This is a genomic window from Citrobacter sp. TBCP-5362 (assembly GCF_005406305.1).
In the GTDB taxonomy this organism is placed as follows: Bacteria; Pseudomonadota; Gammaproteobacteria; order Enterobacterales; family Enterobacteriaceae; genus Citrobacter_B; species Citrobacter_B koseri.
Genome location: NZ_CP040234.1, coordinates 4,503,346 through 4,527,657 on the forward strand (window position 1 = coordinate 4,503,346; position 24,312 = coordinate 4,527,657).

Genomic DNA, 24,312 nt, shown 5'->3' on the forward strand with positions numbered 1-24,312 from the left:
GAAGGATTGTAGCAGAAAGCAGGGCCGAGGGAGTAACAGGCTGCCCTTTCAGACAGCCTGGAAAGCGTTAATCAGGTGGCGCTGGCGGCAAGCGGCGCATAGCCGTTGCGTTTTGCGCTCAGGATCCAGCTGTACGATCCCATAATCGCAATCGCCGTTAGCAGGACATACTCCAGCGACATCGCATAGACGCCCTGTACCGCGTAAATCACCACGCTAATGACGTCAATAAGCACCCACAGCAGCCAGTTTTCCACATATTTGCGAGTCATCAGCACCATCGCCGCGATCGACAGCACCAGCATGGTGGAATCCCAGAACGGGAACGCGTCCGGCTGTAGCTCTGGCATCGCCACCTGAACCCCTACCGTTTGCAGCAACCCGAGCATAATATGGGTCAGCATGGCGAACACCGGGTCGATAAACCGCGTCATCAGCAGGATGGCGACAATACACACACCGCTCAGCACCAGCGTTTGCTGGCGGGAGAGCCAGCGCACCTTCAGCGCCGCCTCTTGCGCCTCATTCTGACGGCTCCACGCATACCAGCCATAGATATTGGCGGCAAAGAAGAACACCTGAAGCAACAGGCTGGCATATAGCTGAATCTGGAAAAAGATCGCGGCAAACAGGGTGACGTTAATCAGACCAAACAGGTAATTGATGATTTTTTCCCGGCTGGCGCACCAGATGCACAATAAACCAAAGACCGTGCCGATAGCCTCAATCCACGACAGCGCATACCCGCCTTCGCCGAGAGGAATGTTGACCATCACGTTATTAATACTGAAAAAGTCCATCACTGCTCTCCTTGCTGGCTATCGAAATAAATGGCCTGTAGCGCCAGGGAAATCTGACGTTCTTCACCCCGCAGACACAGCGTTTCCTGTTGAACATAATCATTAATACTGCTGTCCAGACAGCCGTTGTGGGCAACGACCACGTTCAGCAACGACGCCGTACGCAGCCCACGTAGTGCGCCGACCACCATCAGCGCCGCCGTTTCCATATCCGCCCCGAGAATACCGCGCGCTGACCATTCCGCATCCAGTTCAGCTTCACGATCGGTATAAAAGCTGTCGTGGCTGCGCACCAGTCCGCAAATCGCAGAAATGTTCATCTGCTTCGCCTGCTGGATCAACGTGGCGATAAGCTGCGGGTCTGCGCAGGCCGGATAGCAGGCTGGCGCGTAGGTTTTGCTGGTGCCGTCATCGGCGACCGCACCGTTGGCGATAATCAGATCGCCCAGCGCCAGCGTATCCTGCAATGCCCCACAGCTACCGATGCGAATCAGCGTGTCTACGCCAATCTGCCGTAACTCTTCAATGGCAATGGCCGTTGATGGCCCGCCGATTCCCGTCGACAGCACCAGAATCTCAATCCCTTTATATGTGCCGCGCGCCGCCCGAAATTCCCGGTTTTGCCCCAGTATCTCAGGGTTATCAAGAAAGTGGGCGATCCTGTCCACCCGCTCAGGATCGCCGGGCAATAGCGCATACCGCGCACCGGTCATGCTATTGCTTAATCGAATATGGGGTTGCATCTTCTGTCTCCTTACTGTGCTGAGGGACTCAGATCTCCGCCTCCTGTTTCAGTTTTTCAGGGGCTAATAAGACGATCCGCTCACCGTCGGTATCAATAATTTTCAGCAATTTCAGATCGTGCAAAATACGGTTGATACTGCGCGTCGTCGCCGCAAATTCCTGACTGAGATTTTGTTTATCCAGCAAAATCGTGGTCGATTCATCATGTTGATATCGCTGCCATAATGCCTGGCAAACCCGTTGATACAGCGAGTACAAATTGTCGCTGCTGGCCTTTTTCGACAACTGATAATATTGCTGGCTGAAAAAGCGCAGCATCCGCTGGTTAAAATGGTTATCCAGCGCCAGCCAGCGATGAAAATCCGCCTGCGGCAGGCTTAACAACTGAACGCTGCCAACCGCCATCACCGAACAGATGTAATGCCGCGACTCAAAAATCTCCAGCTCGCCCAGCATGTCTCCTTTGCGGTAATGTGCCTGCCGATAACGGCGCCCGTCTTCAGCTTCGTAAAAGACATCCACCTCACCGGAAACAATCAGCGAGAATTGCCGACAAATGTCGCCCTGACGGCAAATCAGCGCTCCGCGAGGTATTTCCTCAACGCGCCAGCGCTGCATGATGTCCAGCGGGCAATATTTGAGCAGCTCATACAGCTGCGGATCGCGTACGATTTGGGTTAGCCCTGTCAGCCAGTCACCTGAAAATTCTGCGTTTTTCATTGAGCTCATGTTATCTCTCTCCTGAGATGGAAAGACAGGACGGCTGTCCTGTTGCAGAGGGAATATGTCTGATAAAAGTGTCGTTCATCTCCCGGTTCATTAAACCCGGCGGGACATCTGTCCTGCGATGGCGAAGAGTATATGTCCGACGCCCTAAGGAATGATAAAGTGGCGGGCAACCTTTGAGACATGAGAGCGAAATAATGGCGAAAACCGCAGCAGCACTGCATATCCTGGTAAAAGAAGAGAAGCTGGCGCTGGATCTTCTGGAACAAATCAAGAATGGCGCCGACTTTGGCAAACTGGCGAAAAAGCACTCTATCTGCCCGTCAGGCAAAAGAGGCGGTGACTTAGGTGAGTTTCGTCAGGGCCAGATGGTTCCGGCGTTCGACAAAGTGGTCTTCTCCTGCCCGGTGCTGGAGCCAACCGGCCCACTGCACACCCAGTTCGGATACCACATCATTAAGGTGCTGTATCGCAACTAATAAAAAGCCCGGTGAGTATAAACACCGGGCTTTTTTGCCGGATGGCGCTAACGCTTACCCGGCCTACGAAATAATGGCTTTTTGTAGGTCGGGTAAGCGTTAGCGCCACCCGACAACCTGTTTAACCAGCTACCGCAATGCGTTTCATATCAGTCATATAGCCACGCAGTTTCTGGCCCACTTTCTCAATAGCGTGGCCACGAATCGCTTCGTTCACATCACGCAGCTGTGCGTTGTCAACCGCGCCTTCAGCAATCGCTTTACCCAGATCGCCCGGTTGAATTTCAGTCATGAACGCTTTCAGCAACGGTACGCAAGCGTAAGAGAACAGGTAGTTGCCGTACTCGGCGGTATCAGAGATAACCACGTTCATTTCATACAGACGCTTACGGGCGATGGTGTTGGCGATCAGCGGCAGTTCGTGCAGTGACTCATAGTACGCAGACTCTTCGATGATGCCGGAATCCACCATAGTTTCGAATGCCAGCTCAACGCCCGCTTTCACCATCGCGATCATCAGTACGCCTTTATCGAAGTACTCCTGCTCACCGATTTTACCTTCATACTGCGGCGCGGTTTCGAATGCGGTTTTACCGGTCTCTTCGCGCCAGGTCAGCAGTTTCTTATCATCGTTCGCCCAGTCCGCCATCATGCCGGAGGAGAATTCACCGGAGATGATGTCGTCCATGTGTTTCTGGAACAGCGGCGCCATGATGGTTTTCAGCTGTTCAGACAGCGCATAAGCACGCAGTTTTGCCGGATTGGACAGACGATCCATCATCAGCGTAATGCCGCCCTGCTTCAGCGCTTCGGTGATAGTTTCCCAGCCGTACTGAATCAGTTTTTCCGCATATGCCGGGTCAGTACCTTCTTCCACCAGCTTATCGAAGCACAGCAGAGAACCCGCTTGCAGCATACCGCACAGGATGGTCTGCTCGCCCATCAGGTCAGATTTCACTTCCGCCACGAAGGAGGACTCCAGCACACCCGCACGATGACCGCCAGTTGCCGCCGCCCATGCTTTGGCAATAGCCATCCCTTCGCCTTTCGGATCGTTTTCCGGGTGAACGGCGATCAGCGTCGGTACACCGAAACCACGTTTGTACTCTTCACGGACTTCAGTACCCGGGCACTTCGGCGCCACCATCACCACGGTGATGTCTTTGCGGATCTGCTCGCCCACTTCCACAATGTTGAAACCGTGGGAGTAACCCAGCGCCGCGCCGTCTTTCATCAGCGGCTGCACGGAACGCACCACGTCGGAGTGCTGTTTGTCCGGCGTCAGGTTAACCACCAGATCAGCCTGCGGGATCAGCTCTTCGTAAGTCCCCACTTTGAAGCCGTTTTCGGTCGCTTTACGCCAGGAAGCACGTTTCTCGGCAATCGCCTCTTTACGCAGGGCGTAGGCGATATCCAGACCGGAGTCACGCATGTTCAGGCCCTGGTTTAGCCCCTGAGCGCCACAGCCGACGATGACCACTTTTTTACCCTGAAGGTAGCTCGCGCCATCGGCAAATTCATCGCGGCCCATAAAGCGACATTTACCCAGTTGCGCCAACTGCTGGCGCAGATTCAGTGTATTAAAGTAGTTAGCCATATCTGTAACTCCGTGATGTTGTGTCGTGCTTATTGTTCGGTTCGCTTGCCGTGTCTGTGCAAGAGAGAATGAACTCACTATATGACAGGAAATTTATTGCGGAAATTGATATATTCACAACATCACATTGCAATTTCTGCAACGTAGACATCGGGAGTAAAGCCAGTGGATTTACGCGATCTGAAAACCTTCCTGCATCTGGCGGAAAGTCGCCATTTTGGCCGCAGCGCGCGGGCAATGCACGTTAGCCCTTCCACGCTCTCCCGGCAGATTCAACGCCTCGAAGAGGATCTCGGCCAGCCGCTGTTCATTCGCGATAACCGTACCGTTACGCTCACCGAAGCGGGAGAAGAGCTGCGAACGTTCGCCCAGCAAACGCTGTTGCAGTATCAGCAGTTACGTCACACCATCGACCAACAAGGCCCGTCGCTGTCGGGCGAGCTGCATATCTTCTGCTCGGTCACTGCCGCTTATAGCCATCTGCCGCCCATTCTTGACCGTTTCCGGGCGGAGCATCCCTCTGTGGAAATCAAACTCACCACCGGCGATGCCGCCGATGCGATGGAAAAAGTAGTGACGGGCGAGGCGGATCTGGCGATTGCCGGTAAACCGGAAACCCTGCCCGGGGCGGTTGCGTTTTCAATGCTGGAGAATCTGGCGGTGGTGCTGATAGCTCCCGCATTGCCTTGCCCGGTGCGAAATCAGGTCTCAGTGGATAAACCCGACTGGTCAACGGTGCCGTTTATCATGGCCGATCAAGGCCCGGTGCGTCGCCGTATTGAGCTGTGGTTCCGCCGTCAGAAAATCAGCAATCCGTCGATATACGCGACGGTCGGTGGACATGAAGCGATGGTGTCGATGGTCGCGCTCGGCTGCGGCGTGGCGCTGCTGCCGGAAGTGGTATTGGAAAATAGCCCTGAACCCGTGCGTAACCGCGTGATGATCCTGGAGCGCAGCGACGAGAAAACGCCGTTTGAGCTGGGCGTTTGCGCACAAAAAAAGCGGCTGCATGAGCCGCTTATTGATGCGTTCTGGAATTTACTGCCTGGCCACTAATGCCGGATGGCGGCGCAAGCGCCTTATCCGGCCTACGGCTCAAAAGAACGTAGGCCTGATAAGCGCAGCGCCATCAGGCATTTTCCCGAACACCCTAACCCGCCAGGAAAAAGCGGAACGCCGGGTTGTCGCTTTCGTTGTGGCACTCGTAGCCCAGCTCGTTCAGCCGGGTTTCGAAATCTGGCTCGTTTTCGCCCAGTTCGAACGCCGCCAGCACACGACCATAGTCGGTGCCGTGGCTGCGATAGTGGAACAGCGAAATATTCCAGTGCGTTCCCAGCGTGTGCAGAAACTTCAGCAGCGCGCCGGGCGACTCTGGAAATTCGAAACTGTACAGACGTTCCTGCAACGGTTTCGATGGGCGTCCGCCAACCATATAGCGCACATGCAGTTTCGCCATTTCGTCGTCGGAGAGATCCACCACGCTGTAGCCGCCTTCATGCAGCAGCGCGAGGATCTCTTTGCGCTCTTCCAGTCCACGGCTCAGACGGACGCCGACAAAAATGCAGGCATCTTGAGCGTCGGCAAAACGGTAGTTAAATTCGGTAACGGAACGGCCGCCCAGCAACTGACAAAACTTCAGGAAGCTGCCTTTCTCTTCCGGGATAGTCACCGCCAGCAGCGCTTCGCGCTGTTCACCCAGCTCGCAGCGTTCAGACACATAGCGCAGACCATGAAAGTTCACATTCGCGCCAGAAAGCACATGCGCCAGGCGTTCGCCGCGAATATTGTGTTGGGCGATGTATTTTTTCATCCCCGCCAGCGCCAGCGCACCGGAAGGTTCCGCCACCGCACGCACATCCTCGAACAGATCTTTCATCGCTGCGCAAATCGCATCGCTGTCAACGGTGATAATGTCGTCGAGATATTCCTGGCACAGACGGAAGGTTTCATCGCCGATACGTTTAACCGCCACGCCTTCGGCAAACAGTCCCACACGCGGGAGATCCACCGGATGACCGGCATCCAGCGCCGCTTTCAGGCAGGCCGAATCTTCCGCTTCAACGGCGATCACTTTGATTTGCGGCATCAGTTGTTTGATGAGCACCGCTACGCCTGCCGCCAGTCCACCACCGCCAACCGGCACGAATACGCGGTCGAGATGCGCATCCTGCTGGAGCAGTTCCAGCGCCAGCGTGCCCTGCCCGGCAATCACCATCGGATGATCGAACGGCGGAACCCAGGTGAAGCCCTGCTGTTGCGCCAGCTCGATAGCTTTCGCTTTCGCTTCATCAAAGTTCGCGCCGTGCAGCAGCACTTCCCCGCCAAACCCGCGCACCGCGTCCACTTTGATATCGGCGGTCGCCAGCGGCATCACAATCAATGCTTTCACACCCAAACGCGCGGAGGAGAACGCCACGCCCTGAGCATGGTTACCCGCCGATGCGGTGATAACGCCGTGGGCTTTTTGTTCTTCGGTGAGCCCCGCCATCATCGCGTAAGCTCCGCGCAGCTTGAAGCTGTGTACAGGCTGCCTGTCTTCACGCTTCACGAGAATAACGTTGTCGAGGCGCGAAGAGAGTTTTTCCATTTTTTGCAGCGGCGTCACCTGCGCTGCTTCATATACCGGCGCGCGGAGTACCGCACGCAGATACTCCGCCCCTTCCGGGGCGGCTGACAGGGGTTGCGACTCGGCCATCATCAACCTCCCAGCTTCGATTTATCGCGTACTGCGCCTTTATCGGCGCTGGTCGCCAGGCTGGCATAAGCACGCAACGCAAAGGAGACCGGGCGCTGACGATCTTTCGGCGTCCAGGCTTTATCACCTCGGGCTTCCTGCGCTTCGCGGCGCGCGGCGATTTCCGCATCGCTCAGTTGCAGTTGAATACCACGGTTTGGAATATCAATAGCAATCATGTCGCCATCTTCGATGATGGCGATATTACCGCCGCTGGCCGCTTCCGGTGAGACGTGACCGATAGAGAGGCCAGACGTGCCGCCGGAAAAACGGCCATCGGTGATCAGCGCACAGGCTTTACCCAGCCCCATCGATTTCAGAAAGGTGGTCGGGTAGAGCATTTCCTGCATACCAGGCCCCCCCTTCGGCCCTTCGTAGCGAATAACCACCACATCACCAGCAACCACCTTACCGCCAAGAATCGCCTCAACCGCATCGTCCTGGCTTTCATAGACTTTCGCCGGGCCGGTAAATTTCAGGATGCTGTCATCCACGCCTGCGGTTTTTACGATACAGCCGTTTTCAGCAAAGTTACCGTAGAGCACCGCCAGACCGCCATCTTTGCTGTAGGCATGTTCCAGCGAGCGAATGCAGCCTTCGGCGCGGTCGGTATCCAGCGAATCCCAGCGGCAATCCTGCGAGAACGCCTGCGTCGTGCGGATACCCGCCGGGCCTGCACGGAACATCTGTTTTACCGCTTCATTCTGGCTGACCATAACGTCGTACTGCTCCAGCGTTTGCGGCAGCGTCAGACCCAGCACGTTTTTTACATCGCGATTCATCAACCCGGCGCGATCCAGCTCGCCCAGAATACCCAGTACGCCGCCTGCGCGGTGGACGTCTTCCATGTGGTATTTCTGCGTACTTGGCGCGACTTTACACAACTGTGGAACCTTGCGGGAAAGCTTGTCGATATCGCTCATAGTGAAGTCGATTTCCGCTTCCTGCGCCGCCGCCAGCAGGTGTAAAACGGTGTTGGTCGAACCGCCCATGGCGATATCCAGCGTCATGGCGTTTTCAAACGCCGCTTTACTGGCGATATTACGCGGCAGTGCGGAAGCGTCATCCTGCTCGTAGTAACGTTTAGTCAGCTCAACAATGCGCTTACCGGCATTGAGGAACAGCTGCTTGCGATCGGCGTGGGTTGCCAGCAACGAGCCGTTGCCCGGCTGCGACAGGCCCAGCGCTTCCGTCAGGCAGTTCATTGAGTTAGCGGTGAACATCCCGGAACACGACCCACAGGTCGGGCAAGCGGAGCGTTCGACCTGATTGCTCTGATCGTCAGAAACTTTCGGGTCCGCACCCTGAATCATCGCATCAACCAGATCGAGCTTGATGATCTGATCGGAAAGTTTGGTTTTCCCGGCTTCCATCGGGCCGCCGGAGACAAAAATTACCGGAATGTTCAGGCGCAGCGAGGCCATCAGCATCCCTGGGGTGATTTTGTCGCAGTTGGAGATACAGACCATCGCATCCGCACAGTGGGCGTTCACCATGTACTCCACCGAGTCGGCGATCAGTTCGCGAGACGGCAGTGAATACAGCATGCCCCCGTGACCCATAGCGATGCCATCATCCACGGCAATGGTGTTGAACTCTTTGGCGACGCCGCCAGCGGCTTCAATCTGTTCGGCGACCAGCTTACCGAGATCGCGCAGATGAACGTGACCCGGCACAAACTGGGTGAATGAGTTCACGACGGCGATGATCGGTTTGCCAAAATCGGCATCGGTCATCCCGGTGGCGCGCCACAGCGCGCGGGCACCCGCCATATTGCGACCATGTGTGGTTGTGGCGGAACGATACTTAGGCATGCGTAATTTACTCCCAGTGTCTGTCTGTTAAATGGGACGGTGCGTGCCGTCCCATTTATTTTTAATTTATGGATTTACCTGATCCAACCAGCCCCATTTATCTTCGGTTTCACCGGTGAAGAGGCCAAAGAATGCTTGCTGAATACGTTTGGTGACCGGACCGCAGCGGCCTTCGCCTACCTGGATACCGTCCACGCTGCGAACCGGCGTGATCTCTGCCGCAGTACCGGACATAAACACTTCGTCCGCCAGATACAGAGATTCGCGAGACAGCACCTGCTCACGCACTTCGATATCCAGCTCTTTCGCCAGCTTGATGATCGCATCACGGGTAATACCTGGCAGCGCGGAGGAGGTAAACGGCGGGGTAAACAACACGCCATCTTTCACTTCAAACAGGTTTTCGCCTGCGCCTTCGGAAATATAACCATTCACATCCAACGCGATACCTTCCTGGTAGCCATGACGACGCGCTTCACTCCCTACCAGCAGTGAAGAAAGGTAGTTACCGCCCGCTTTTGCCGCTGTCGGAATGGTGTTTGGCGCTGCGCGGTTCCAGGAAGAAACCATCGCATCGATCCCCTGATCCAGCGCTTCTGCGCCCAGGTATGCGCCCCACGGGAACGCCGCGATGATGACGTCAGTGCTGTACCCCGGAGGCGGGTTAACGCCCATCCCTACATCGCCCACAAACACCAGCGGACGAATATACGCGCTGGTCAGGTTGTTTTTACGGATAACGTCGCGGCAGGCTTCCATTAGCTCATCAACGCTCTGGGAGACGGGAAAACGATAGATTTTGGCTGAATCATGCAAACGCTGCATGTGTTCACGATGGCGGAACACCACTGGACCTTTGTGAGAGTCGTAGCAACGGATCCCTTCAAACACGGAAGTACCGTAGTGCAGTGCGTGGGACATCACATGAACCTTCGCATCTTCCCAACGAATCATCTCACCATTGAACCAGATGTAATCAGCTTTTTTCGTCGTCATTTTTCTTCCTTTTGCGCTCAGGCGCGGATTTGTTGTGATGTGGTTGTGCTCTGGCAGATAGCAACATGTGCAACATCTACCAGTTTACTTAACTGACTAAACAGTAAGTCGACCGACCGGGGGCTGGCAACGGTCAATTCGATATTTATATTTTGCGCATCGGTGGCGGCTTCCATATTCATGGAGCACACCTGAAAACCACGGTGGCGAACCACGCGTAAAACACGTTCTAACGTTTCCGGGTTGAAGCGAGCTGCCACATTGACCTGATGTTGCATCATGATAATTTCTCCAGCATTTCTGAGTTACTGGCGCCAGGCGGCACCAGGGGCCAGACATTCTCAAGTTCGTCGATTGAGACATGAAGCAGGTATGGCCCATCACTGTTCAGCATGGTGTCGAGCGCCGCTTCAACCTGGTCTTTACGGGTGATGTGTTGGCCAGGAATGCCGAAGGCGCTGGCTAACATGAGGAAATCGGGGTTATCGGTAAGGGTGGTTTCGCTATATCGTTCCTGGAAAAACAGTTGTTGCCATTGTCGAACCATACCTAACCGCTGGTTATCGAGTAAGACAATCTTCAACGGCAACTGCTTGCGTTTTACGGTGCCCAACTCTTGTACATTCATCATGAAAGAGCCGTCACCGGAGATACAGATAACGGTATCATTCGGCCTCGCAACCTGCGCGCCAACCGCCGCAGGCAGGCCAAAACCCATCGTACCTAAGCCGCTGGAGGTGATGAAATTCTCCGGGCGAGTGTACGTCATATGCTGCGCAGACCACATCTGATGCTGGCCCACATCCGTCGTCACCACGCTGTCTGCGGGTTTACGTTCCGACAGCTGTTTCAACAGCAGCGGCGCATAGATGGCTTCACCGGGATGATCGTAACGCCAGGCGTGCTCAGTACGCAGTTCAGCATTGTGCTGACGCCAGGCGTCAATATTTAACGGTTGCTGTAGCGCAGGCAATAATGCGTTCAGATCGCCCTGCAACGCGACATGCGCCTGACGCAGTTTGTTCATTTCCGCCGGATCGATATCCATGTGGATCACGCTGGCGTTCGGCGCAAAGGTATTCAGCTTGCCCGTCACCCGGTCATCAAAACGTGCCCCTACGGCAATCAGCAGATCGCACTCCTGAACAGCGAAGTTTGCCGCTTTAGTGCCATGCATCCCCAACATACCGAGATAATACGGATAGTCGGCATCCACCGCGCCCAGGCCTTTTAACGTGCAGGTCACCGGCATTTGCGTCGCAGCGATAAATGCGCGCAGCGCGGGTACGGCCTGCGCCATGCCTACGCCGCCGCCCACGTACAGCATCGGTTTTTGCGCCTGCGCCATCATCCGACGCGCCTGCTCAACGTCCGCGTGCGGGAAAGCCGTTTCGTTTTCAACGGTGGTGAAATACGGCTCCAGTGAACCATTGGCTAACTGGATATCTTTGGGGATATCAACCAGAACAGGGCCAGGACGACCCGAGTTCGCAACCCGGAAAGCCTCAGCCATGATGCGCGGCAGCTCTTCCAGCGACTGCACGAGGAAGCTGTGCTTAGTACATGCCAACGACAGCCCCAGCACATCAACCTCCTGAAAAGCGTCCGTTCCGATGAACGGAGCGGAAACCTGACCCGTGATGGCCACAACCGGCACGGAATCTAACAGTGCGTCAGCCAGACCGGTTATCAAATTGGTAGCGCCAGGGCCAGACGTGGCGATACAGACGCCCGTTTTGCCCGTTGAACGCGCATAGCCGATTGCCGCCATCGCCGCACCCTGCTCGTGACGACACAACAGATGTTCCACGCCGCCGTCATACAACGCATCGTAAACCGGCATAATTGCGCCACCGGGATAACCAAAAACGGTTTCAACACCCTGTGCTCGCAAAGCATGTACCACCCACTGTGCCCCATTCATAGTTACATCCCCGCCGTAAATCTGGAGAAACAGAATTTTATGCTATTAGTCATTGTCTGCTCCTCGTTTATGTTTTTAAGGTCAAAAAAAACCCCCGGACCTTTCGGTGCGGGGGTCTTAGTTCGTTAAGGCTTGATTTCTAAGCCTTTCCTCGTCCAAGTGCAGCCCCGCACGGTGGGATAATAATCACCACCACGCTAATCACGACCAGGCTAATCACTCGTAGAAGGGCTGTCATTTTTGTCTATTCTTGCATCTTGTTCGAAGGAATGCCTAAAGAGTTACCATAGCTTTCGCCAATAGCACAAGATATTTTTATTTTCATTTTTCTGACGCAGCTAACGGTTTAGCAAAAAATCATTGTTTTTTATACAAAAAACAGGAAATGAAAAATTTTCACTTTTTGCCTCATAAACAACAGCAACCCCCATCTTTTTTTCGCATCTGTTATTTTTTGCGAGCACGCTTCCGAACAGCAAAGCATATTTTGAAAACGCGATAAAATTACCTGAATATGCGCCGAAAATTAACAATCATGCAGGATATTTCTGGTTTTTAATGCAGCATAATTCTCTCAACGGGAGGAGTTATGTCACTGTCGATTGTTCACACACGCGCCGCACTTGGCGTTAATGCGCCGCCAATAACCATCGAGGTGCATATCAGTAATGGCCTGCCGGGTTTAACAATGGTTGGGCTACCTGAAACGACGGTAAAGGAGGCCCGGGATCGGGTTCGCAGCGCAATCATCAATAGCGGGTATGAATTTCCGGCGAAGAAAATCACCATTAATCTGGCCCCGGCAGATTTACCCAAAGAGGGCGGAAGATATGATTTACCTATCGCAATTGCGCTTCTGGCGGCGTCAGAGCAACTTACAACAAATAAGCTTAATGAATATGAACTGGTAGGCGAACTGGCCCTTACAGGTGCGTTACGTGGCGTTCCAGGCGCGATATCCAGTGCAACCGAGGCGATTCGGGCAGGCAGACATATCATTGTTGCAAAAGAGAATACGGCGGAAGTTGGGCTAATCAGCGGGGAGGGATGCCTGATTGCAGATCATCTGCAAACGGTATGCGCATTTCTGGAAGGGAAACGTGATCTTGAGAAACCAGTCTCTACCGATTCTGACGCCTGTTTACTGCATGACGATCTCAGTGATGTTATCGGTCAGGAACAGGGGAAACGAGGCCTGGAAATCACGGCCGCAGGAGGGCACAACCTGCTGCTGATAGGCCCACCAGGTACGGGAAAAACCATGCTGGCCAGCCGCATTAATGGGCTACTGCCATCATTAAGCGACAAAGAAGCGCTGGAAAGTGCGGCGATTCTCAGCCTGGTGAACGCCGATACGGTACAAAGGCAGTGGAAACGGCGTCCTTTCCGCTCGCCTCATCACAGCGCGTCATTAACGGCAATGGTGGGGGGAGGTTCAATACCCGCGCCAGGAGAAATATCGCTGGCGCACAACGGTATTTTGTTTCTGGATGAACTGCCTGAGTTTGAACGACGCACGCTGGATGCGCTACGTGAACCTATTGAGTCTGGTCAGATACACCTTTCGCGCACCCGGGCAAAGATCACCTATCCTGCGCGCTTCCAACTGATTGCAGCAATGAATCCCAGCCCGACCGGTCACTATCAGGGGAACCATAATCGCTGTAGCCCGGAACAGACGTTGCGCTACCTCAGCCGTTTATCCGGCCCCTTTCTCGATCGATTCGATCTCTCGCTCGAAATTCCCCTGCCACCGCCCGGTATACTCAGCCAGGCAGCGGTGAAAGGCGAGGACAGCGCTACAGTGAAAGTACGGGTGATATCCGCACGGAAACGCCAGTACGAACGACAGGGGAAGCTAAACGCCCATCTGGACAGCCAGGGTATACGAAAGTACTGCTCTCTACACAGTGATGATGCGCACTGGCTGGAGGAGACGCTGATACATCTGGGATTGTCTATACGAGCCTGGCAGCGCTTACTGAAGGTTGCCCGTACCATTGCCGATCTGGAACAAACGGAGAATATTACGCGCCTGCATTTGCAGGAGGCTGTGGGCTATCGGGCAATAGACAGACTACTGATTCATTTACAAAAACTACTGACGTAAAAAAAGGGCATTTCGCCCTTTTTTTATTAATCGTCAGATTCGGTGTAGTCTTCCGCACCTTCCATCTGCGGTTTACCGCCAGACAGAGTGTGGAAACGTTTTGGACGCTTAATACGCGTCATATATTTAGACCAGACGCGTTCTGCTTCTGTCACCGGCTCACGTTCGCCACGGCATACCGCGACAAACAGTCTCTCTTCTTCGGTTACTGGCTCACGTTTCCCCAGATCCAGCTCATTGAAGGCATAACCATGACGTTCAAGCAGTTGTGCCTCTTTGATGGTGAAATCACCATGACGAGAGAATCCGCGTGGATAATATTTGTTGTCGAAATATCGATTAGTCGTCGTAAAGCTTTCCGCCATCCTGCACGCTCCTAATTCTTTGGCCGAGCTATTTATGGCGCGGAGTATTAGTTACGCTTGACAGAGTGTAAAACAAAAGATTTAAATCATTACGACAAATAATTTTGTGGAGAGCGTTGTGGATACGGAATTGTTAAAAACTTTCCTGGAAGTTAGCCGGACACGCCACTTTGGACGAGCGGCAGAAGCGCTCTACCTGACCCAATCGGCGGTCAGTTTTCGGATAAGACAACTGGAAAATCAGCTTGGTGTGAACCTGTTCACCCGGCACAGAAACAATATCCGCTTAACCGCAGCAGGTGAGAAGCTACTACCCTATGCAGAAACGCTGATGAATACGTGGCAGGCGGCACGTAAGGAAGTGGCGCATACATCGCGGCATAATGAGTTTTCTATCGGTGCCAGCGCTTCTCTGTGGGAGTGCATGCTCAATGGCTGGCTGGCACGCTTATATCAGTCTCTGGAGCCGCAAGCCAGTCTGCAATTTGAAGCCAGGATCGCTCAACGCCAGTCGTTAGTAAAGCAACTCCATGAACGCCAGCTTGATCTGCTCATTACCACCGAAGCACCAAAAATGGATGAGTTTAGCAGCCAATTGCTGGGACATTTCACACTCGCATTGTATTGCAGCAGCCCATCACAGATGAAAGATGAATTAAATTATCTGCGTCTTGAGTGGGGGCCTGATTTTCAACAGCATGAAGTGGGTTTGATTGCGAGCGATGAGGTTCCCGTTCTTACCACCAGTTCAGCTGAACTGGCGAGACAGCAACTGTCTGCTCTTAATGGATGCAGTTGGCTTCCAGTTGGCTGGGCCAAAGAAAAAGGCGGGCTTCATACCGTTGCCGACAGCGCTACGCTTTCACGCCCGTTATATGCAATATGGCTACAAAATAGCGATAAACATACGTTGATCCGCGATCTGTTAAAAACAAACGTCCTGGAAGATTAAAGGGACAGCAATGGCAAGGATGCCGGGAAAGGAGTTGAATGGATATGCCGGGGGCCGTTTTTCAGGCAAAAAAAATCCTTAGCAAATGCTAAGGATAATTTTCTGGCAGGGGCGGAGAGACTCGAACTCCCAACACCCGGTTTTGGAGACCGGTGCTCTACCAATTGAACTACGCCCCTAATTAGGGTGGCGGAACGGACGGGACTCGAACCCGCGACCCCCTGCGTGACAGGCAGGTATTCTAACCAACTGAACTACCGCTCCACCGAATTTTTCTACATCCACTGATTTCACATCAGCTTACTGCTTAATTTGATGCCTGGCAGTTCCCTACTCTCGCATGGGGAGACCCCACACTACCATCGGCGCTACGGCGTTTCACTTCTGAGTTCGGCATGGGGTCAGGTGGGACCACCGCGCTACGGCCGCCAGGCAAATTCTGTTCGTCTAATGCCTCTCGCATTAAACACTAATCTGTATCAGGCTGAAAATCGTCTCTCAAATCGCCAAAACATCTTCGGCGTTGTAAGGTTAAGCCTCACGGTTCATTAGTACCGGTTAGCTCAACGCATCGCTGCGCTTACACACCCGGCCTATCAACGTCGTCGTCTTCAACGTTCCTTCAGGACTCTCAAGGAGTCAGGGAGAACTCATCTCGGGGCAAGTTTCGTGCTTAGATGCTTTCAGCACTTATCTCTTCCGCATTTAGCTACCGGGCAGTGCCATTGGCATGACAACCCGAACACCAGTGATGCGTCCACTCCGGTCCTCTCGTACTAGGAGCAGCCCCCCTCAGTTCTCCAGCGCCCACGGCAGATAGGGACCGAACTGTCTCACGACGTTCTAAACCCAGCTCGCGTACCACTTTAAATGGCGAACAGCCATACCCTTGGGACCTACTTCAGCCCCAGGATGTGATGAGCCGACATCGAGGTGCCAAACACCGCCGTCGATATGAACTCTTGGGCGGTATCAGCCTGTTATCCCCGGAGTACCTTTTATCCGTTGAGCGATGGCCCTTCCATTCAGAACCACCGGATCACTATGACCTGCTTTCGCACCTGCTCGCGCCGTCACGCTCGCAGTCAAGCCAGCTTATGCCATTGCACTAACCTCCTGATGTCCGACCAGGATTAGCTGACCTTCGTGCTCCTCCGTTACTCTTTAGGAGGAGACCGCCCCAGTCAAACTACCCACCAGACACTGTCCGCAACCCGGATCACGGGCCCACGTTAGAACACCAGCCATTAAAGGGTGGTATTTCAAGGGCGGCTCCATGCAGACTGGCGTCCACACTTCAAAGCCTCCCACCTATCCTACACATCAAGGACCAGTGTTCAGTGTCAAGCTATAGTAAAGGTTCACGGGGTCTTTCCGTCTTGCCGCGGGTACACTGCATCTTCACAGCGAGTTCAATTTCACTGAGTCTCGGGTGGAGACAGCCTGGCCATCATTACGCCATTCGTGCAGGTCGGAACTTACCCGACAAGGAATTTCGCTACCTTAGGACCGTTATAGTTACGGCCGCCGTTTACCGGGGCTTCGATCAAGAGCTTCTCCCGAGGGATAACCCCATCAATTAACCTTCCGGCACCGGGCAGGCGTCACACCGTATACGTCCACTTTCGTGTTTGCACAGTGCTGTGTTTTTAATAAACAGTTGCAGCCAGCTGGTATCTTCGACTGATTTCAGCTCCATGAGCAAGTCACTTCACCTACATATCAGCGTGCCTTCTCCCGAAGTTACGGCACCATTTTGCCTAGTTCCTTCACCCGAGTTCTCTCAAGCGCCTTGGTATTCTCTACCTGACCACCTGTGTCGGTTTGGGGTACGATTTGATGTTACCTGATGCTTAGAGGCTTTTCCTGGAAGCAGGGCATTTGTCACTTCAGCACCGTAGTGCCTCGTCATCACGCCTCAGTGTTAAAGTGCACCGGATTTGCCTGGAGCACACACCTACACGCTTAAACCGGGACAACCGTCGCCCGGCCGACATAGCCTTCTCCGTCCCCCCTTCGCAGTAACACCAAGTACAGGAATATTAACCTGTTTCCCATCGACTACGCCTTTCGGCCTCGCCTTAGGGGTCGACTCACCCTGCCCCGATTAACGTTGGACAGGAACCCTTGGTCTTCCGGCGAGCGGGCTTTTCACCCGCTTTATCGTTACTTATGTCAGCATTCGCACTTCTGATACCTCCAGCAACCCTCACAGGCCACCTTCAACGGCTTACAGAACGCTCCCCTACCCAACAACACATAGTGTCGCTGCCGCAGCTTCGGTGCATGGTTTAGCCCCGTTACATCTTCCGCGCAGGCCGACTCGACCAGTGAGCTATTACGCTTTCTTTAAATGATGGCTGCTTCTAAGCCAACATCCTGGCTGTCTGGGCCTTCCCACATCGTTTCCCACTTAACCATGACTTTGGGACCTTAGCTGGCGGTCTGGGTTGTTTCCCTCTTCACGACGGACGTTAGCACCCGCCGTGTGTCTCCCGTGATAACATTCTCCGGTATTCGCAGTTTGCATCGGGTTGGTAAGCCGGGATGGCCCCCTAGCCGAAACAGTGCTCTACCCCCGGAGATGAATTCACGAGGCGCTACCTAAATAGCTTTCGGGGAGAACCAGCTATCTCCCGGTTTGATTGGCCTTTCACCCCCAGCCACAGGTCATCCGCTAATTTTTCAACATTAGTCGGTTCGGTCCTCCAGTTAGTGTTACCCAACCTTCAACCTGCCCATGGCTAGATCACCGGGTTTCGGGTCTATACCCTGCAACTTAACGCCCAGTTAAGACTCGGTTTCCCTTCGGCTCCCCTATGCGGTTAACCTTGCTACAGAATATAAGTCGCTGACCCATTATACAAAAGGTACGCAGTCACCCCATAAAAGAGGCTCCCACTGCTTGTACGTACACGGTTTCAGGTTCTTTTTCACTCCCCTCGCCGGGGTTCTTTTCGCCTTTCCCTCACGGTACTGGTTCACTATCGGTCAGTCAGGAGTATTTAGCCTTGGAGGATGGTCCCCCCATATTCAGACAGGATACCACGTGTCCCGCCCTACTCATCGAGCTCACAGCCTGTGCGTTTTCGTGTACGGGACTATCACCCTGTACCGTGCGACTTTCCAGACGCTTCCACTAACACACAAGCTGATTCAGGCTCTGGGCTCCTCCCCGTTCGCTCGCCGCTACTGGGGGAATCTCGGTTGATTTCTTTTCCTCGGGGTACTTAGATGTTTCAGTTCCCCCGGTTCGCCTCGTTAGCCTATGTATTCAGCTAACGATAGTGTGACAGGTCACACTGGGTTTCCCCATTCGGACATCGCCGGGTCAAGGGTTCATATCACCTCGCCGGCGCTTTTCGCAGATTAGCACGTCCTTCATCGCCTCTGACTGCCAGGGCATCCACCGTGTACGCTTGGTCGCTTAACCTCACAACCCGAAGATGTTTCGTGAAACATTTCGTGTTGCGAAAATTTGAGAGACTCATACACACTTTACGTGTGTCGTTTCAATTTTCAGCTTGATCCAGATTTTTAAAGAGCAAAACTTCGCAGTGAACCTTTTCAGGCACACTCTGAAGTTTTCTTATATGAGCAGTAAAATATGGTGGAGCTATGCGGGATCGAACCGCAGACCTCCTGCGTGCAAAGCAGGCGCTCTCCCAGCTGAGCTATAGCCCCATATGATGTAGTTAAACCTCATCCCCAATTCGTTTCCGGGCGCGGCGTGGTGAAGCGAAGCATACTGAGGTATGCGAGCTTTGCCACAACAAAGCACGGGAGCGAATTTGGTAGGCCTGAGTGGACTTGAACCACCGACCTCACCCTTATCAGGGGTGCGCTCTAACCACCTGAGCTACAAGCCTGTAGAGGTTTTTACTGCTCGTTTTTCATCAGACAATCTGTGTGGACACTACAAAGGCAGGTTCTTTAAGGTAAGGAGGTGATCCAACCGCAGGTTCCCCTACGGTTACCTTGTTACGACTTCACCCCAGTCATGAATCACAAAGTGGTAAGCGCCCTCCCGAAGGTTAAGCTACCTACTTCTTTTGCAACCCACTCCCATGGTGTGACGGGCGGTGTGTACAAGGCCCGGGAACGTATTCACCGTGGCATTCTGATCCACGATTACTAGCGATTCCGACTTCATGGAGTCGAGTTGCAGACTCCAATCCGGACTACGACATACTTTATGAGGTCCGCTTGCTCTCGCGAGGTCGCTTCTCTTTGTATATGCCATTGTAGCACGTGTGTAGCCCTGGTCGTAAGGGCCATGATGACTTGACGTCATCCCCACCTTCCTCCAGTTTATCACTGGCAGTCTCCTTTGAGTTCCCGGCCGGACCGCTGGCAACAAAGGATAAGGGTTGCGCTCGTTGCGGGACTTAACCCAACATTTCACAACACGAGCTGACGACAGCCATGCAGCACCTGTCTCACGGCTCCCGAAGGCACAGTCTCATCTCTGAGACCTTCCGTGGATGTCAAGACCAGGTAAGGTTCTTCGCGTTGCATCGAATTAAACCACATGCTCCACCGCTTGTGCGGGCCCCCGTCAATTCATTTGAGTTTTAACCTTGCGGCCGTACTCCCCAGGCGGTCGACTTAACGCGTTAGCTCCGGAAGCCACGCCTCAAGGGCACAACCTCCAAGTCGACATCGTTTACGGCGTGGACTACCAGGGTATCTAATCCTGTTTGCTCCCCACGCTTTCGCACCTGAGCGTCAGTCTTCGTCCAGGGGGCCGCCTTCGCCACCGGTATTCCTCCAGATCTCTACGCATTTCACCGCTACACCTGGAATTCTACCCCCCTCTACGAGACTCAAGCCTGCCAGTATCAGATGCAGTTCCCAGGTTGAGCCCGGGGATTTCACATCTGACTTAACAGACCGCCTGCGTGCGCTTTACGCCCAGTAATTCCGATTAACGCTTGCACCCTCCGTATTACCGCGGCTGCTGGCACGGAGTTAGCCGGTGCTTCTTCTGCGGGTAACGTCAATTGCTGCGGTTATTAACCACAACACCTTCCTCCCCGCTGAAAGTACTTTACAACCCGAAGGCCTTCTTCATACACGCGGCATGGCTGCATCAGGCTTGCGCCCATTGTGCAATATTCCCCACTGCTGCCTCCCGTAGGAGTCTGGACCGTGTCTCAGTTCCAGTGTGGCTGGTCATCCTCTCAGACCAGCTAGGGATCGTCGCCTTGGTGAGCCGTTACCCCACCAACAAGCTAATCCCATCTGGGCACATCTGATGGCAAGAGACCCGAAGGTCCCCCTCTTTGGTCTTGCGACGTTATGCGGTATTAGCTACCGTTTCCAGTAGTTATCCCCCTCCATCAGGCAGTTTCCCAGACATTACTCACCCGTCCGCCACTCGTCAGCGAAGCAGCAAGCTGCTTCCTGTTACCGTTCGACTTGCATGTGTTAGGCCTGCCGCCAGCGTTCAATCTGAGCCATGATCAAACTCTTCAATTTAAGTTTGATGCTCGTGAATTAAACTTCGTAATGAATTACGTGTTCACTCAGAGACTTGGTATTCATTTTTCGTCTTGCGACGTCAAGAATCCATGTCACTTTGAGTGCCCACACAGATTGTCTGATAAATTGTTAAAGAGCAGTTGCAACGCGGCTTTCAGCTCACCGTTGCGAGGTGACGTATAATACGTTTTCCTCATTCAGAGTCAAGTGCTTATTTTCACTTTTCTCTGCCGGCGTTCATCGCTGAACCCCGCTGACCCGGCGGCCTGTGTGCCGTTGTTCCGTGTCAGTGGAGGCGCATTATAGGGAGTTATTCCGGCCTGACAAGGGGAAATTTAAAATTATTTTCCGACTGCTTTCTTTTTAAGCAAAACCACTATTAACATGCCATAAAATAAGCAATTTGCCGTTTTTACAACCTTAATCACACTTCCTGATGGCATACTAATGAATAAGAAAAGAAAAAGGACAAACATTTATGCCTTTAAGCGCACAACAGTTAGCTGCACAGAAAAATCTTTCCTACGTTCTGGCTGAGAAGCTGGCGCAGCGAATCTTAAAGGGTGAATACGCGCCCGGCACCATTCTTCCCGGAGAAATCGAACTGGGCGAGCAATTTGGCGTGAGTCGCACGGCGGTACGTGAGGCAGTGAAGACGCTAACAGCAAAAGGCATGGTGTTGCCCCGCCCTCGTATTGGTACGCGGGTTATGCCGCAGGCAAACTGGAACTTCCTCGATCAGGAACTGCTCACCTGGTGGATGACAGAAGAAAACTTCCATCAGGTTATTAATCATTTTCTGGTGATGCGTATCAGTCTCGAACCGCAGGCATGTTCACTGGCAGCGACGATCGGATCAGCGGAACAGAAAGCGCATCTGAATACCTTAATGGAAGAGATGGTGGCGTTGAAGAAGAACTTCAGACGCGAACGCTGGATTGAAGTCGATATGGCGTGGCATGAGCATATTTATGAAATGAGCGCGAATCCGTTCTTAATCTCTTTTGCCTCGCTGTTCCATTCGGTCTATCACACCTACTTCACCTCTATTACCTATAACGATGTGGTGAAGCTGGATTTACACCAGGCTATTGTAGATGCCATAGCCGACAGTGATGGCGATCGCGCCTTTAAAGCGTGCCAGGCATTGTTGATAGCGCCGAACGAACAACCGGACAAGTAACGGGATACCGAATGTCAGAGAAAAAAGCGCGCAGTATGGCCGGGTTGCCGTGGATAGCGGCTATGGCTTTTTTTATGCAGGCGCTGGATGCCACCATTCTTAATACCGCTCTACCCGCTATCGCGCACAGCCTCAACCGTTCTCCTCTTGCCATGCAGTCCGCTATTATCAGTTATACCCTGACGGTCGCGATGCTGATTCCGGTAAGCGGATGGCTGGCCGATCGCTTTGGCACCCGTCGCGTCTTTATTATTGCCGTCAGTCTGTTTACGCTCGGCTCGCTGGCATGCGCGCTTTCTGGCTCATTAGCTGAATTGGTTGTCTTCCGCGTGGTGCAGGGGATCGGCGGCGCAATGATGATGCCGGTCGCCCGTCTGGCATTATTACGTGCTTACCCCCGAAGTGAACTGCTTCCGGTTCTGAATTTCGTGACGATGCCAGGCCTGGTCGGCCCCATCCTCGGCCCGGTATTGGGGGGCATACTGGTGACATGGGCAAGCTGGCACTGGATCTTCCTGATTAATATTCCCATTGGCATTGTCGGTATCCTGTATGCCCGTAAGTACATGCCAAACTTCACCACGCCGCGACGCCGTTTCGACATGACCGGCTTCTTCCTCTTTGGTTTGAGTCTGGTGCTGTTCTCCAGCGGAATGGAGCTTTTCGGCGAGAAGATCGTCGCAACCTGGATAGCATTAACCATTATTCTGAGCAGTATCGTGCTGCTGCTGGCCTATATTCGCCATGCGCGTCGACACCCAATGCCGTTGATTTCACTTTCGCTGTTCAGAACGCGCACGTTCTCCGTTGGGATAGCTGGAAACCTCGCCACGCGTCTGGGAACGGGATGCGTTCCCTTCCTGATGCCGCTGATGATACAGGTAGGATTTGGATACCCGGCGCTGATAGCCGGCTGCATGATGGCCCCGACGGCGCTGGGTTCTATTCTGGCGAAATCAGCGGTCACTCAGGTGCTGCGTAAACTGGGGTACAAGACGACGCTGGTCGGCATTACGGTATTTATTGGCCTGATGATTGCGCAGTTCTCTTTGCAATCCCCCGCCATGCCGGTATGGATGTTGATTCTGCCGCTGTTTGTTCTGGGGATGGCGATGTCCACGCAGTTTACCGCCATGAACACCATCACCCTTGCAGATCTGACCGATGATAACGCCAGCAGCGGCAACAGCCTGCTGGCCGTCACGCAGCAGCTTTCCATCAGTTTAGGGGTAGCAATCAGCGCTGCCGTATTGCGTCTCTATGAAGGGATTGAGGGAACCAATACGGTTGAACAGTTCCACTATACCTTTATTACGATGGGCGCTATTACGGTGGTATCCGCGCTGATGTTCATGTTGCTGAAAGCCAAAGATGGCCGCAATCTGATCAAAGAACGGCACAAACCTAAACCGCCCCCCGCGCCATCAGAACAGGAGTAAGTTGCAGACGCTGCTGTTGTAGCGTGGGTTGTGCCATACGGTGAATCAACACGTCGATGGCCAACTCACCCAGTTCATCTTTCGGTTGATGAATCGTCGTCAGCGGCGGCGTCATGTAGCGCGCCAGTTCAATATCATCATAGCCAATCACCGCCATATCCTGCGGGATGCGCAACCCTGCCTGATAAAGCGCCTGATACGCGCCAACGGCCATTGCATCATTGCCGGCAAATACCGCCTGTGGGCGTTGTTTATGGGACAGCAGCATTTGCATGGTTTCAAATCCGCCGCCAAACTCGAAATCTCCTGTGATCTCATACCCTTCAGGAATTTCCAGCCCCGCGCGTTTCATGGCCTCCCTATACCCTTCCAGCCGCAAACGCGCGGGCGTTTTATCCAGTGGGCCGGTAATGCAGGCTATTCGGGTAAAACCTTTATCAATCAGGTATTGCGTCGCTAAATCGCCGCCCAGAAGGGAGTTGTCCTGGATCAGATCGCAATCCCCTTCGTCATCAAAGGGCGACCAGTCCATCATCACGGTAGGAATAGAGGGATAACGCTGCATGATCTCCCGGGAGGGTTGATGCGTCTCCGTACAGAGCAGCAATAGGCCATCGACCCGCTTTTGCATCAGCGTTTCCAGATTGCGGTTCATTCGCTGCTCATCGCCTTCGGTATTACACAATACCAGGCTGTAGCCCCGCTCGAAGCAGCTACGTTCAACGCCGCGCACCAGTTCTGAATAAAAAGGATTGGTACTGGCGGTGATCAGCATGCCGATTGTGCGGGTCTGATTTAATTTCAGGCTACGCGCCAACGCTGAAGGCGCGTAGTTTAACTCTTTAATCGCCGCTTCCACTTTCCCGGTGATAGCTTCACTGACAAAGCGATCTTTATTAATAACGTGCGAAACAGTTGAAGTGGAAACGCCCGCCAGACGGGCAACATCCTTCATTGTAGCCAAA

Annotated in this window: 19 protein-coding genes, 4 tRNA genes and 3 rRNA genes; 6 read left to right on the top strand and 20 right to left on the bottom strand. The window is 53.6% G+C overall.

Annotation, left to right across the window (positions count from 1 at the left end):
• Nucleotides 1–71 precede the first annotated feature (71 nt).
• From pnuC to FD428_RS21375, 3 genes are read right to left on the bottom strand one after another with little or no spacing between them, the layout of a single operon-like run.
• Nucleotides 72–800: a nicotinamide riboside transporter PnuC gene (gene pnuC / locus FD428_RS21365; RefSeq protein ID WP_114848763.1), complete on the bottom strand. Its 729-nt coding sequence runs from the start codon at nt 798–800 to the stop codon at nt 72–74.
• On the bottom strand, nt 800–1,543 hold the full coding sequence (locus FD428_RS21370) for a nucleoside phosphorylase (protein WP_114848764.1): 744 nt from the start codon (nt 1,541–1,543) through the stop codon (nt 800–802). Before FD428_RS21370 ends, pnuC begins: the two co-directional genes overlap by 1 nt.
• Before the next feature lie 28 nt (nt 1,544–1,571).
• Nucleotides 1,572–2,273: a Crp/Fnr family transcriptional regulator gene (locus tag FD428_RS21375; RefSeq protein WP_114848765.1), complete on the bottom strand. Its 702-nt coding sequence runs from the start codon at nt 2,271–2,273 to the stop codon at nt 1,572–1,574.
• Nucleotides 2,274–2,467: 194 nt separating this feature from the next.
• Here FD428_RS21375 and ppiC point away from each other — a divergent pair, with 194 nt between their 5' ends.
• Nucleotides 2,468–2,749 (top strand): peptidylprolyl isomerase PpiC, encoded by a 282-nt coding sequence (gene ppiC / locus FD428_RS21380; RefSeq protein ID WP_001140251.1) that lies wholly within the window; start codon nt 2,468–2,470, stop codon nt 2,747–2,749.
• Nucleotides 2,750–2,870: 121 nt separating this feature from the next.
• Here ppiC and ilvC read toward each other — a convergent pair whose 3' ends face one another.
• The gene (ilvC, locus tag FD428_RS21385) at nt 2,871–4,346 is read right to left on the bottom strand and encodes a ketol-acid reductoisomerase (protein WP_012131124.1); all 1,476 of its coding nucleotides are present in this window, start codon (nt 4,344–4,346) and stop codon (nt 2,871–2,873) included.
• 165 nt (nt 4,347–4,511) lie between these two features.
• On the opposite strand from ilvC, the gene ilvY reads away from it, so the two are divergent.
• On the top strand, nt 4,512–5,402 hold the full coding sequence (gene ilvY, locus FD428_RS21390) for an HTH-type transcriptional activator IlvY (RefSeq protein WP_049009056.1): 891 nt from the start codon (nt 4,512–4,514) through the stop codon (nt 5,400–5,402).
• Between the two features lie 94 nt (nt 5,403–5,496).
• Here the strand turns inward: ilvY and ilvA are convergent, their stop codons facing one another.
• The 7 genes from ilvA to ilvL form a co-directional block, all read right to left on the bottom strand.
• Entirely contained in the window at nt 5,497–7,041 is a 1,545-nt protein-coding gene (gene ilvA, locus FD428_RS21395) for a threonine ammonia-lyase, biosynthetic (RefSeq protein ID WP_024130092.1), read from the bottom strand.
• Nucleotides 7,042–7,043: 2 nt separating this feature from the next.
• Nucleotides 7,044–8,894 carry a dihydroxy-acid dehydratase gene (gene ilvD / locus FD428_RS21400; protein ID WP_024130091.1) on the bottom strand — a complete coding sequence of 617 codons (1,851 nt, stop codon included), beginning with the start codon at nt 8,892–8,894 and terminating at the stop codon, nt 7,044–7,046.
• Nucleotides 8,895–8,960: 66 nt separating this feature from the next.
• On the bottom strand, nt 8,961–9,890 hold the full coding sequence (gene ilvE, locus FD428_RS21405) for a branched-chain-amino-acid transaminase (RefSeq protein ID WP_012131120.1): 930 nt from the start codon (nt 9,888–9,890) through the stop codon (nt 8,961–8,963).
• A 17-nt stretch (nt 9,891–9,907) separates the two neighbouring features.
• The gene (gene ilvM / locus FD428_RS21410; RefSeq protein WP_012131119.1) at nt 9,908–10,171 is read right to left on the bottom strand and encodes an acetolactate synthase 2 small subunit; all 264 of its coding nucleotides are present in this window, start codon (nt 10,169–10,171) and stop codon (nt 9,908–9,910) included.
• Nucleotides 10,168–11,814, bottom strand: a complete 1,647-nt coding sequence (gene ilvG, locus FD428_RS21415; RefSeq protein WP_049011329.1) for an acetolactate synthase 2 catalytic subunit — start codon at nt 11,812–11,814, stop codon at nt 10,168–10,170. The genes ilvM and ilvG overlap by 4 nt, the downstream gene beginning before the upstream one ends.
• Before the next feature lie 2 nt (nt 11,815–11,816).
• Nucleotides 11,817–11,867: a peptide IlvX gene (ilvX, locus tag FD428_RS21975; RefSeq protein ID WP_202401504.1), complete on the bottom strand. Its 51-nt coding sequence runs from the start codon at nt 11,865–11,867 to the stop codon at nt 11,817–11,819.
• Between the two features lie 86 nt (nt 11,868–11,953).
• Nucleotides 11,954–12,052, bottom strand: a complete 99-nt coding sequence (gene ilvL, locus FD428_RS21420; protein WP_001311244.1) for an ilv operon leader peptide — start codon at nt 12,050–12,052, stop codon at nt 11,954–11,956.
• Between the two features lie 351 nt (nt 12,053–12,403).
• Between ilvL and FD428_RS21425 the strand changes: the two genes are divergently transcribed.
• On the top strand, nt 12,404–13,924 hold the full coding sequence (locus tag FD428_RS21425) for a YifB family Mg chelatase-like AAA ATPase (protein WP_049011333.1): 1,521 nt from the start codon (nt 12,404–12,406) through the stop codon (nt 13,922–13,924).
• A gap of 26 nt (nt 13,925–13,950) precedes the next feature.
• Here the strand turns inward: FD428_RS21425 and maoP are convergent, their stop codons facing one another.
• Entirely contained in the window at nt 13,951–14,289 is a 339-nt protein-coding gene (gene maoP / locus FD428_RS21430) for a macrodomain Ori organization protein MaoP (protein ID WP_012131115.1), read from the bottom strand.
• Nucleotides 14,290–14,395: 106 nt separating this feature from the next.
• Here maoP and hdfR point away from each other — a divergent pair, with 106 nt between their 5' ends.
• A complete protein-coding gene (hdfR, locus tag FD428_RS21435; RefSeq protein ID WP_012131114.1) occupies nt 14,396–15,241 on the top strand; it encodes an HTH-type transcriptional regulator HdfR in 846 nt (281 codons plus the stop codon).
• Between the two features lie 103 nt (nt 15,242–15,344).
• On the opposite strand, the gene FD428_RS21440 is transcribed toward hdfR, so the two are convergent.
• The 7 genes from FD428_RS21440 to FD428_RS21470 all read right to left on the bottom strand — a co-directional run bounded on the left by FD428_RS21440 (nt 15,345) and on the right by FD428_RS21470 (nt 20,722).
• Nucleotides 15,345–15,420: transfer RNA gene (locus FD428_RS21440), tRNA-Trp, on the bottom strand.
• A gap of 8 nt (nt 15,421–15,428) precedes the next feature.
• Nucleotides 15,429–15,505, bottom strand: a tRNA-Asp gene (locus FD428_RS21445).
• 53 nt (nt 15,506–15,558) lie between these two features.
• Nucleotides 15,559–15,674: ribosomal RNA gene (gene rrf / locus FD428_RS21450) — 5S ribosomal RNA — on the bottom strand.
• A 94-nt stretch (nt 15,675–15,768) separates the two neighbouring features.
• Nucleotides 15,769–18,674, bottom strand: a 23S ribosomal RNA gene (locus tag FD428_RS21455).
• A gap of 175 nt (nt 18,675–18,849) precedes the next feature.
• A tRNA-Ala gene (locus tag FD428_RS21460) sits at nt 18,850–18,925 on the bottom strand.
• 108 nt (nt 18,926–19,033) lie between these two features.
• Nucleotides 19,034–19,110 (bottom strand) — tRNA-Ile (locus FD428_RS21465).
• A gap of 70 nt (nt 19,111–19,180) precedes the next feature.
• Nucleotides 19,181–20,722 (bottom strand): 16S ribosomal RNA (locus tag FD428_RS21470).
• The 16S, 23S and 5S rRNA genes sit together here with 4 tRNA genes alongside, the layout of an rRNA operon.
• A gap of 481 nt (nt 20,723–21,203) precedes the next feature.
• Here FD428_RS21470 and FD428_RS21475 point away from each other — a divergent pair.
• Together FD428_RS21475 and mdtD are read left to right on the top strand one after the other, a co-directional pair.
• On the top strand, nt 21,204–21,908 hold the full coding sequence (locus FD428_RS21475) for a FadR/GntR family transcriptional regulator (RefSeq protein WP_012131112.1): 705 nt from the start codon (nt 21,204–21,206) through the stop codon (nt 21,906–21,908).
• A gap of 11 nt (nt 21,909–21,919) precedes the next feature.
• Nucleotides 21,920–23,347, top strand: a complete 1,428-nt coding sequence (mdtD, locus tag FD428_RS21480) for a multidrug transporter subunit MdtD (protein ID WP_114848150.1) — start codon at nt 21,920–21,922, stop codon at nt 23,345–23,347.
• Here the strand turns inward: mdtD and rbsR are convergent.
• Nucleotides 23,313–24,311, bottom strand: coding sequence for a ribose operon transcriptional repressor RbsR (gene rbsR / locus FD428_RS21485; protein WP_114848149.1), 999 nt, complete (start codon nt 24,309–24,311; stop codon nt 23,313–23,315). The two genes, mdtD and rbsR, sit on opposite strands and share 35 nt — an antisense overlap.
• Nucleotide 24,312 lies beyond the last annotated feature (1 nt).